At 38.5% G+C, this 11095-nt stretch carries 11 protein-coding genes; all 11 read left to right on the top strand.

Annotation, left to right across the window (positions count from 1 at the left end; genetic code table 11):
- Positions 1-507 (top strand): flagellar assembly protein FliW (fliW, locus tag ABEQ74_RS28915; RefSeq protein ID WP_430125642.1); only part of this gene is annotated, 507 nt, incomplete at its 5' end.
- Positions 485-721, top strand: coding sequence for a carbon storage regulator CsrA (gene csrA / locus ABEQ74_RS28910; RefSeq protein ID WP_430125641.1), 237 nt, complete (start codon positions 485-487; stop codon positions 719-721). The genes fliW and csrA, both read left to right, overlap by 23 nt.
- Positions 722-889: 168 nt before the next feature.
- Entirely contained in the window at positions 890-1708 is an 819-nt protein-coding gene (locus ABEQ74_RS28905) for a flagellin (protein ID WP_430125640.1), read from the top strand.
- 82 nt (positions 1709-1790) lie between these two features.
- On the top strand, positions 1791-2135 hold the full coding sequence (locus ABEQ74_RS28900) for a flagellar protein FlaG (RefSeq protein ID WP_430125639.1): 345 nt from the start codon (positions 1791-1793) through the stop codon (positions 2133-2135).
- 18 nt (positions 2136-2153) lie between these two features.
- Positions 2154-3638, top strand: coding sequence for a flagellar filament capping protein FliD (fliD, locus tag ABEQ74_RS28895; protein ID WP_430125638.1), 1485 nt, complete (start codon positions 2154-2156; stop codon positions 3636-3638).
- A 37-nt stretch (positions 3639-3675) separates the two neighbouring features.
- Positions 3676-4068 carry a flagellar export chaperone FliS gene (gene fliS / locus ABEQ74_RS28890; protein ID WP_430125637.1) on the top strand — a complete coding sequence of 131 codons (393 nt, stop codon included), beginning with the start codon at positions 3676-3678 and terminating at the stop codon, positions 4066-4068.
- Positions 4065-4391 carry a hypothetical protein gene (locus ABEQ74_RS28885; RefSeq protein WP_430125636.1) on the top strand — a complete coding sequence of 109 codons (327 nt, stop codon included), beginning with the start codon at positions 4065-4067 and terminating at the stop codon, positions 4389-4391. Before fliS ends, ABEQ74_RS28885 begins: the two co-directional genes overlap by 4 nt.
- Positions 4392-4417: 26 nt before the next feature.
- Complete coding sequence (locus ABEQ74_RS28880) at positions 4418-7315, top strand: IPT/TIG domain-containing protein (protein WP_430125635.1); 2898 nt, start codon at positions 4418-4420, stop codon at positions 7313-7315.
- Positions 7316-7407: 92 nt separating this feature from the next.
- Positions 7408-8508 (top strand): glycosyltransferase, encoded by a 1101-nt coding sequence (locus ABEQ74_RS28875; RefSeq protein WP_430125634.1) that lies wholly within the window; start codon positions 7408-7410, stop codon positions 8506-8508.
- A gap of 158 nt (positions 8509-8666) precedes the next feature.
- Positions 8667-10142 (top strand): CDP-glycerol glycerophosphotransferase family protein, encoded by a 1476-nt coding sequence (locus ABEQ74_RS28870; protein WP_430125633.1) that lies wholly within the window; start codon positions 8667-8669, stop codon positions 10140-10142.
- A 4-nt stretch (positions 10143-10146) separates the two neighbouring features.
- Positions 10147-11088 (top strand): LicD family protein, encoded by a 942-nt coding sequence (locus ABEQ74_RS28865; RefSeq protein ID WP_430125632.1) that lies wholly within the window; start codon positions 10147-10149, stop codon positions 11086-11088.
- The last annotated feature ends 7 nt before the right edge of the window (positions 11089-11095 follow it).

Here is an 11095-nt window from a genome sequence, read left to right as displayed (position 1 = left end):
AGTTTCATTATAGCTATTCTTTTTAATGAAGGAGGAGCAACCATGATTATCAATACAAATAGATTCGGTCAAATCGATATAGATAACAACCAAATGATCGTATTTAAGAGTCCAATATTGGGATTCGGAGATTTGAAAAATTATATCTTGCTTCAATCGGAAGATAAGAAGAGTCCTTTTGAATTTTTGCAGTCTGCTGAAAATGAAGATCTGAGTTTTATTGTTACGGATCCCTTTGTGTTTTTTCCTGATTATGAATTTCAACTGGAACCATATTGGGTTGAAATGTTAGCCGTTACTGATGAGTCCGATATAATGGTGTTGGTTATCGTTACGGTCCGATCTTCGGATGATATATCTTGCAATTTAAAGGCACCTATCGTTATTAATAAATCTCGCAATAGTGCAGCACAGATTGTCTTGGATCATAGAGATTATGTGACACAGCAGCCGTTGTTCAGAGAGAAGAAGGGAGCTGATATTGATGCTGATTCTGTCAAGAAGTAAAGGGCAGAAAATTATGATAAATGATAATATTGTTCTTTCCGTTATTGAAGTTAACGGTGATCAGGTCAGAATTGGCATTGAGGCTCCTGCAAATGTAACTATATATCGTGAAGAAATATATGAAGCTATTAAGAAACAGAATCAAGATGCAATTGAATTCGATGAAGATATACAAAAGATTTTGCAGATGGTCATTCCAAGAGAAAAGAATTAATTAATTTATTTAGAAAATTAATATTCTGCTATAAACAATAGAGTAAAGTTTCCGATAAATATAGTATTGGTCGAAAGACATGGCAGTGACGGCCGAACGCTATGTCTCGATCACAAATGGGTGAAGCATGGATGCGAATCACCAACACATTCCAAGGAGGAATTCTAAATGCGTATTAACCACAATATCAGTTCTTACAACACTCAGCGTCAACTGACTTTCAACAACAATTCACAAAGCAAAAACCTCGAGAAGTTGTCTTCCGGCTATCGTATTAACCGTGCAGCTGACGATGCTGCTGGTCTGGCAATTTCCGAAAAAATGCGTAACCAGATTCGTGGATTGGAGCAATCTTCCAAGAATGCTCTAGATGGTATTTCCTTGATCCAAACTGCTGAAGGTGCATTGAACGAAACTCATGCAATGTTGCAACGTATGTCTGAACTTTACACACAAGCAGCTAACGAAACTTTGACTTCTGCGGATTCAGCCAAAATCCAATCTGAACTCAATGAGTTGACTAATCAAATTAATGACATCTCTACACAAACACAGTTCAATACCAAGAAATTGCTAGATGGTAGTATTCCAGATGTTACATTCCAAGTTGGTGCTAATGAAGATGAAACCATTACACTTACATTGGCAGCGGCAGATGCAGCTGCAATTGGTCTTACAGGCATGGATCCTCTTGATGGAAAAAACGCTACTGCTAAAGCAAGTTTGACTAAGGTTCAAAGTGCAATTGACAAAGTTTCTGAACTGAGATCCAACCTTGGTGCTGTTCAAAACCGTCTTGAGCATACTATTAACAACCTGGGAACTACTTCCGAGAATTTACAAGCTGCTGAATCCCGTGTTCGTGATACAGATATGGCTAAAGAAATGTCGGAATACACGAAGAACAACATTCTGCAGCAGGCTGCTACTGCAATGTTGGCTCAGGCGAACCAAGCACCTCAAGGCATTCTTCAATTGCTTCGTTAATTGGTTCGATTGGTTTCGAAGAACCGGCCGGGATACCGGTCGGTTCTTTAATATATGTGCTTGATGAAGGGAGATTGAATATATGAGAATTGAGCATAAAGCTCTATCCCAGACCACCCTTCAGGCTATGTCAGGTGTTAGTAATCAGGAAGCTCAGATCAGCTCAGAAATACCGATTATCGGTGGCCAACACCAGGTTAGTGAGAAGGATCTTAAGGGACTTGTGGACAAGGCGAATCAAATCGTCGGAAAAAGTGATACCAGAGTCCAATTTTCAATACATGACAAAACTCGCCAGATCATGGTTAAGTTGGTGGATTCTGCCACAAATGAAGTGATTAAAGAAATTCCGCCGGAAAAGATGGTTGACTTGGTCTACAACCTCTGCCAGCAAATGGGTATTTTTGTTGATAAAAAATTAGAATAAGTAAAGGAGGCGAATTGGATGAACAATATTAGTGGTATCCGGTTTAGTGGCATTGCTTCCGGATTAGATACAGATGCAATTATCAAACAACTTATGACGGTTGAGAAGTATCCGTTAAATAAATTGAACCAACAAAAGCAGTTAACTATTTGGAAGCGGGATTCTTACCGGGAAGTTAACACATTATACTCTTCACTTAGAACTTTGGCTGATGGATTGCGGCTGGAAAGTAATTTTAATAAAACTTCTGTAGCATCTAGTGATAATAGTGTTGTTACCGTACAGTCTAACGATGGTTCAACTACAGCAAATAGTTACTCTATAAAAGTAAATCAATTAGCAGCATCTGCGACAATTGCTGGTCAGGCCATGGGCTCGGGCATTGATTTGAACGCTGCGGGACTAACAGGAACAGATATTGAATTCAAAATAAATGGAAAGCCCATTAAAGTCACTTCTACCTCAACTATGCAATCGGTCATCGATGATATTAATAAGTCTGGTGCCGAAGTTACTGCTAGTTTCGATCAAACTAACGGAAGACTTTTTCTTACTTCAAAACAGACCGGGGAAAAGTCTGAAATCAATATTGAGGATTCAACTGGAGTTCTAGCTAGTAAATTTGGATTGGTTGGATCAGATGGAAAGGCAATTACTTTTCAAGCCGGGAAAGATGCCATCGTTGAAATGAACGGTACGGTAATGACCATGCCAAACAATTCATTCACAATGAATGGTGTCAGTTTTTTTCTTAAAGGAACATCAACATCTGCGGTTACAGTTGAAGCATCTAGAGATGTTCAAGGTATGGTTGACAAAATTACTGCTTTTGTTGAAAAGTATAATGAATTGATCGATAAAGTAAGAGGAAAGCTCGATGAAAAGAAAAATCGAGATTATACTCCGTTAACCGATGAACAGAAAGAGGCAATGAGCGAGAAACAAATCGAACTTTGGGAAACAAAAGCTAAGTCAGGTATATTGTATCGAGATAGCATGTTAGAATCTGTACTAACCACTTTGAGACAATCGTTCATGAACGAAGTGGAGGGGCTAGACAAGGGAAAGAACACTCTTTCCTACATTGGTATAGGAACTGCGAAAAATACAAAGGATGCCTATCTAGAGAACGGCAAGTTGCATATTGATACTGAAAAATTAAAGTCAGCATTGATCAATGATCCGGATGGTGTAGTTGCCCTTTTTACTCAAAGTCCTGCCGGAGGAACTAAAACCCAATTAGGTTATGCAGAGCGAATTAAGAAGGATCTGGACGCAGCAATTTCATCGCTTGCTAAAAAAATTGGTTCGGGTTCTTCAGAAAATTTGGATAATAGTCTGATGGGGAAAGAATTAAGAACATTAAACACCAGAATCTATGATATGCAGGATAGATTGGTAACTATTGAAACCAGATACTACAAACAATTCACAGCGATGGAAAAGGCGATTCAAAAACTAAATAGTCAAGGTTCTTGGCTATCACAGCAGCTCGGCAATTAATATATTTTGAAATACAAAGAAGTAAGAGGGGATATTCATGTCTGTACCAAACTATCAGCAAACCTATCTTAATGTCCGCGTCGAAACATCAAGCCCTGGAGAATTAACCTTGATTTTGTACGAAGAGTTTTACAAGAAGCTGCTTGTATCAAAAAAACTGCTTGGTGATAAAACTTCCACAGAACTGATGAGACAGCAAATCTTCAAAGCAAAAGAAATTCTGAATGAATTGATGATTACTTTGAATATGGACTATGAAATCTCACAGAATCTTTATGACTTGTATGTCTACTATAACAAGAGATTGGCTGATTTCCTCATCCAGCAAGACCTTACTATTTTGGACGAGGTTATTGAGTTTGGATATCTTATGGTAGACACATGGAAGGCAGCTTTAAAATCATTAAAGACAGGGAACGTCCAAAAATGAACAAGTTTGAGAGAGACTCAGATTTCGAACTTCTTCTAAAAATTCAGGGGATTTATCATGAAATTATCCAAGCTCATAACGCAAACTATTATTTTCAGAAGGAAGAAGAGTTGGATGAATTATTCGGAAGAGTATCTAACGGGCACTTTGTTGTGACGGATCAATTAAGAGAATTGCTTGAGGACATTTACTCTATGAATGTGGAGATTGTCCAGTTAGTGCAGATGGAGAAAGGAAGAATGGAACAGAGCGAAAAAGTGACTAGAAAATATTATCCTTCTGACCCTCTAATTGCTTCAGCTTTTTTTGATAAAAAAGGTTAATGACCTTATAAAGGGGAGGAAAGTGTATGCTGAAAAAGGTTCTGGGTCTTACTTTAGCACTAATTTTAATGCTAACGGGAGCTAATTGGGGCGGCAATAGTGCTGCTGCGGCTACTAATGATTATGTCACAGCAGGTAAGACCGTAAATCCGACTTCGATCACTGTAGATGGTGAGGCTGAAGTTACACTAAATATTAAAGGAACACCACCAACAAATATTGTGATGCCGAATGACGTCATTTTGATCATTGATAAATCCGGAAGTATGTCGAACGATAACCGGATAAGTGCTGCTAAAAGTGCAGCCAAAGGCTTTATTGATCTAATGGATATGAGCAAGCATCAAGTGGGTATTGTAGATTATAGCTCGGGATCCAATATCAACTTATTACCGCTAAGTACTGATGTGAATGCTGCAAAAGCGTATATTGACACATTGCAGGCTAACGGAGGTACTGCAACAGGCGCAGCTATTGATAAAGCGATTGAGGCTTTAACCAATCATCGTCCTGAAGCACAACCGGTAATCGTCATTATGACTGACGGGGATGCTAATGAACCTGAAAAAAATCCATATCAATATGCTATAGATCGTGCACAAGCAGCCAAAGAAGCGGGAATCGTTTTCTATACCATTGCTTTGTTAGGGTCAAAAGACAACCCGGATGTGAGTGGTCCTAATATCTTGCTCAAACAGATGGCAACGACCGAATCCCACCATCACTTTGTTCTAGGTTCTACGGGGCTATCCGACATTTATGCTGCAATTGTTAAAGAAATTGGGGTAGCAAGTGCCTATAATGTAGTTGTAAATGAGAAGGTTTCTTCTGAATTTGAGATAGTTCCGGACAGTTACATAAACAACATTCCTCAACCAACAGTTAATGGTAATACATTAACCTGGAGCTTTCTTGAACTAAAAGACAAAAACCTGCAGTTTAAATATAAGATTAGGCCAAAAGATAAATCTAAAGCTGGCACTTTTAAGGTATCCTCTTCTTCGTCCGAGATCACTTACAAAGATTATGCTGGTGCTAACCGAACCAAAGCCATACCAAACGCCTCATTAACCGTCACTCACCTTGCTCCAACAATTACATCTGTTGACAAGGACTTTGGCCATCCAAATGGCGGAGAGACTGTGACAATCAACGGTGAACATTTCCGCCCTAATGCAACAGTAATGTTTGGAAGTAAATTCGCTTCAAGCGTTCAATATGTAAATGATCAACAGTTAGTAGTTACTGCTATAGCAGGGACGCAAGGTAAGACTACTGTTAAAGTAACAAATGACGATGGTCAGTTTGCTACAGCAGGTTACACTTACAAAGCTGACCCTGTGGTGACAAGTTATACACCGAATTCCGGCCCCTACAAAGGGGGGACTGTTGTATTTTTCTATGGCAGCTATTTTGCGAAGGGAATAACTGTGAAATTCGGTGATAACGCAGGGACAGTAAATTATTATAATTCTGGATATATTAGTGCCACCACACCTAAAGCAACAAACTCAGGACCAGTAGATATTACCTTAGAAAATCCTGATGGAACCAAACTTGTGATTCCTAATGGTTTTATTTATGACGAGGAAATTATACCAACTCTCAGTATTACGACAGTTACACCCAATACCGGAAAGATGGCTGGAGGAGAAGTTGTTTATATCGAGGGTCAACTAATTGATCCTTCAGCAAAAGTTTACTTTGGCAGTACCGAAGTTCCGATCAATACGTATTACTCCAGTTCCCGTATCAGAGTTGTTGCTCCTGCTTCAACTACTTCTGGCTCCGTAGATATCACAGTAACTAATCCAGATGGGAAATCTGCGACTCTAACTGGTGGATATACTTACGAGACTCCTCCTGTCCTTCCGGCACCGTCAATTACAAATGTTTCGCCTAATTCTGGCCAGTTGAAAGGCGGAGAAATCGTTTATGTTGATGGTACTGGTTTTCAGAAGGGTTTAGTGGTGTATGTTGGGGATACTGAAGTACCTATGGATACCTTCTACACTGCAAAGAGATTCCGATTTATTGCGCCAGCTTCTACGGCAGCAGGAGTGGTTGATCTTAAAGTTATTAATCCGGACAGTAAAGAAGCAATTCTCACCGACGGCTATACCTACTTGGCACCGCCACCTAAAAAACCACCTTCTGTGACCGCAGTTACCCCAAGTAGCGGTCCGACTACAGGGGGCACGATAATTTATATTGACGGGAAAGACATTCAGAATGGCGTGACCGCAAAAATAGGTTCAACGGATGTTGAGGTAACTTACTACAGTACATCAAGAATTAGAGTTATTTCTCCAGCATCTGCGACAAGTGGTCCGGTGGACATTATTCTTACTAATCCAGACGACCAAAGTGTTGAGATTATTGGTGGATTCACCTATCAGACTGTTACGCCGACGATTACTAATATTTCACCTAATAATGGTCCGCTGGCTGGAGGGGATATCATATATATTGATGGCAAGAACTTTGACCCCAATATGATACTCACCGTTGATGATAATGTCGTTCCAATTGATCAATATTACAGTTCAAGCCGAATTCGCTTCATCGCACCTTCTAGAGCGGATGCCGGAACTGTAAGTGTAGTCCTTACTCTTCCATCAGGCACGAGTGCTTCAACGACATATACTTATAACGCACCTCCAGCCGCTGTAGCGCCCGTGATTACTGCTATATCTCCAGCATCGGGACCTGCAGGAGGAGGAACGATAGTTTATATCGATGGAACAGGATTTAATAAAAACTCTGTTGTATTAATTGGCTCAAAGCAAGTAACAATTAACATGTTTTATACGGCAAAACGTTTTAGAATTATTACTCCTGCCGGGACTAAAGGTATTGTAGATCTGCAAGTAGTGAATCCAGACGGACAAGTAAGTAATATTGTATCGTTTGAATACAAATAATTAAATAATGGTTTATTATAAAGAGGGATGTCTAAGGGCACCCTCTTTATCGTCTAATTAAGACATAAATTATTGTAAAAGGGGAATTATGCATGCTCTCAATATCCGTCTGTATGATCGTTAAAAATGAAGCAAGTTGCATAGAAAGCTGTTTAAGCTCTGTTAGTAAATATGTAAGGGAAATTATCGTTGTTGATACAGGATCGATCGATGAAACAAAAGAGATTGCTCTAAAATACACCTCAAATGTCTATGAGTTTCAATGGATCAATGATTTTAGTGCAGCTAGAAATTTTGCAATCTCCAAGGCAAGCCAATCTGTTATTTTAATGATGGACGCTGATGAGATGTTGAATCCAGAAAGTCTCCCTCTATTAATGAAGTATTGTGCTGAGCCGAATGGGTCAGCTGGAAGAGTAAGGCAGGTTAACCAGCTTGGTAATGGTGAAACTGGTGTTATTGAAATAGCACGTCTGATGCCTAATGATAAGACGATGAAATATACGGGCAGGATACATGAACAGATAACCAAAATAGATGGTGATCCGCCTAGAGTAATTTCGACAGGGGTTGAACTTTTTCATTCGGGATATTCGAAAGAAGTGATTATGGATCAGAATAAAATAAAAAGAAATCTTGATTTATTAACACTTGAACTTAGTGATCATCCCGATAATCCATATATTTGGTATCAACTGGGGAAGACTAATTATGTAGCTGAAAAATATTTAAAGGCTAATTCGCAATTCCAACAGGCCATAGATTTAGTAGTTGGCAAAAATGATTTGCCACCTTACTTACCAAATTTACTGGTCAGTTACGTATACTCCTTGTTGAAGACTAAGGAATTCGATAAAATCCTTTCTATAGTTGAGGTATGCACTGATCTATATCCTGATTTTACTGATATTTATTTTGTTTATGGCATAGTCCTAATGGAATTAAAAGACATTAATCAAATAGAGCAAATTCGAGAGACTTTTGAATACTGCATTCATTTGGGAGAAGCGGATACTTCAAAATATGAGACTGTGCATGGGGTAGGCAGTTACAGAGCTTATTATAATTTAGGGGTTTATTATGAAGCGATTGGGGAAGCGAAAAAGGCCGTTGAATATTATAAAATGGCGGTCCAATCAGGCTATTCTCCAGCTGCTGAAAGAATCAAATCGATAGACAGCAATTCTTATTAAGGTTCGCTTGTGTGAGGTAGTATCTCAACTGTTTAATAACAGTTTTTTGGCTAAATAATTGTAAGCTTATGTATTGCTGAAAAAGGCATTACTTTAATCTTCATAAATGTCGATATATATAGTGAGACTATTTATTTGATATAAAACGGAGGCTCACCATGAGAAAGCAAGTCCAGAAACAAATTATTGAGATTTTTCAAACAATTTTAGAAGGGGTTAACTACGCAGTAACTTCGCAATCACAACAAGTAGGCGTGGTTCTTAGTGATTGTTTCACCACTTTTAATTTTATTTCCGATAATCTCGAAGCGGGGCTGTCGGATGAACGATTTAACTTCTATCATACATTCATTGTTGAGCTGCAAAGTTTGCTCGAGACTATTTACGGAAAAATATCATTAGGGCAACCGGTCGATGAAATAGCAGACAAATTTAGAATATTACTTCAGAAATTAGAGACAGAACTTACTCAGGAGCCCGAGGTTAAAATCGAAGTTGTATTCATGCCCTATAAATCGAGCATGTGGGATAGCCTGGAAAGCATCTGGTTAGCTGCTAATAATGATGAAAGATGTAATGCAGTGGTTGTACCAATCCCCTATTATGACAGAAATCCAGATAGAACCGTTGCCGCAATTCATTATGAGGGTAGACAATTCCCGGACAATGTACCAATCGTCCATTACGATGATTATGATTTGAGTAAAACCCTTCCGGATATCATTTATATTCATAATCCATACGATGACGCAAATCGTGTGACTTCGGTGGATCCGAGATTTTATTCTTATAACCTTAAGCATTATACTAATATGCTTGTTTACGTGCCTTATTTTACTTCAGGTGCGTATAAAGATATTCCTTCCTTTGCACAAAAGCATCTGACTTCTTGTGTAAATTCAGTTGATAAAATTGTAGTGCAGTCCAGTACACATAAACAACTTTACGTTGAGTGTGGCGTTGATGAAAAGAAACTTCTGGTACTTGGTTCCCCCAAAATGGATGCCGTTGCTAACTTAGATATTAACCATGTGAACGTTCCTGAAGCTTGGGAGGCGAAATTAAAAGGGAAAAAGTCGATTGTTTTAAACAGCACTTTAGGTCCTTTTTTAAATGACCCGCAATATTTAGAAAAATTAAAAGAAAGAGTTTCGACCATTTTATCATTCGATGAATTGACCCTCATTTGGAGGCCACATCCCTTATTGGAAACGACAGTAACTTCGATGAAACCGAATTTGTATAAGGATTATAAGGAAGTACTTCACATGTTAGAATCACATGAAAATGTTATAGTCGATTTATCTGCTAATACAGAAGCAGCAACAATGGTTACTGATGGGATGATTAGTGATTTAAGTTCGTGGGCGCGTCAATACATTGCAACTGAGAAGCCGGTGTTAATACTAAATGGGAAGAGTGAGCTTAGGAAAGAACGAACCTGTGTTTTTGACCATTTTTCTTGTTACTTTTTCTATGATGGTTGTAGTATTGAGGAATTCTGCAAAATGGTTATAAACGAAGTAGACAAGTTGAAGGACGAACGAATTAATGATTTGAGAAATTCTCTCGTCAATATTGATGGTACCTGCGGACAAAAGATAAATGAACACGTCGTTAGTTTAGTGGGGTGAAATCGTGAAAGAGGAAAGGGTTACAACGAACATTAATATCACCCCAGCAGAGCGTAGACAAATACAGTTGATTCAATTAGAAATGTTAATTGAAGTCGATAGAATCTGTAGGAAACATCACATACCATATAGATTAATAGGCGGGAGCCTACTTGGCGCAGTAAGGCATCAGGGATTTATCCCCTGGGATCCTGATGCGGATATTTCCATGAACAGAGCTGATTATAACCATTTTTATGATGTATGTAAGAATGAGTTGGATACAAGACGATTCTTTCTTCAGGAGTGGAGAACAGACTCCAACTACCGGTGGAACTATGCAAGACTAATTCGAAATGAGACAGAATTTGTTAGAGCTGGTCATGAAAAAGTTAATTCTAAAACTGGTGTTTTTATTGATATTATTTGCGCAGATCGCGTGCCTGATTCGAAATTACTCCGACCAGTCCATTCTTTCTTTTGTTTTCTAATTCGAAAAGCGCTGTGGTCTAAAGTCGGTAAGGAGTTGCACCCTAATTATTTTTTGAGAAAATGGTATAGAGCGCTTTCTTTAATCCCCAGAAATATAATTTTTCACTTTAGGGACTGGATTATAAGCTGGAATAAAAATAAACAAACGATCCTAAATAGAAATATGGCACATAAAGTGTCGTCCAATAGCCCATCAAAATGGGGGTATCCAAGAAGTTCTTCTTTAGAAGATGAAGAAAAGGTTTTGAACGGTGAACTACCATGGAACTATTTTTCAGTAGATTTAGATTTTGAAGGCCAAAAGTTTATGGCTTCTAAATACTATGAAGAAGGTCTGAGAAATACTTTTGGTGATTATATGCAACTCCCGCCTATCGAAAAGAGGAACAGTCATATCCCTTGTTCCAAGCTAAAGCTTATTAGACCTGAAATTCAGGAATTCGACGACCTAATGAAGAAATTGTACACTATTTAGCTAACGA

The sequence above is a fragment of the Paenibacillus solani genome, assembly GCF_050475945.1.
GTDB lineage: Bacteria > Bacillota > Bacilli > Paenibacillales > Paenibacillaceae > Paenibacillus_AQ > Paenibacillus_AQ solani_A.
The sequence above is the reverse complement of the archived record's forward strand: the minus strand, read 5'-3'. Positions and strand labels throughout refer to the sequence as shown.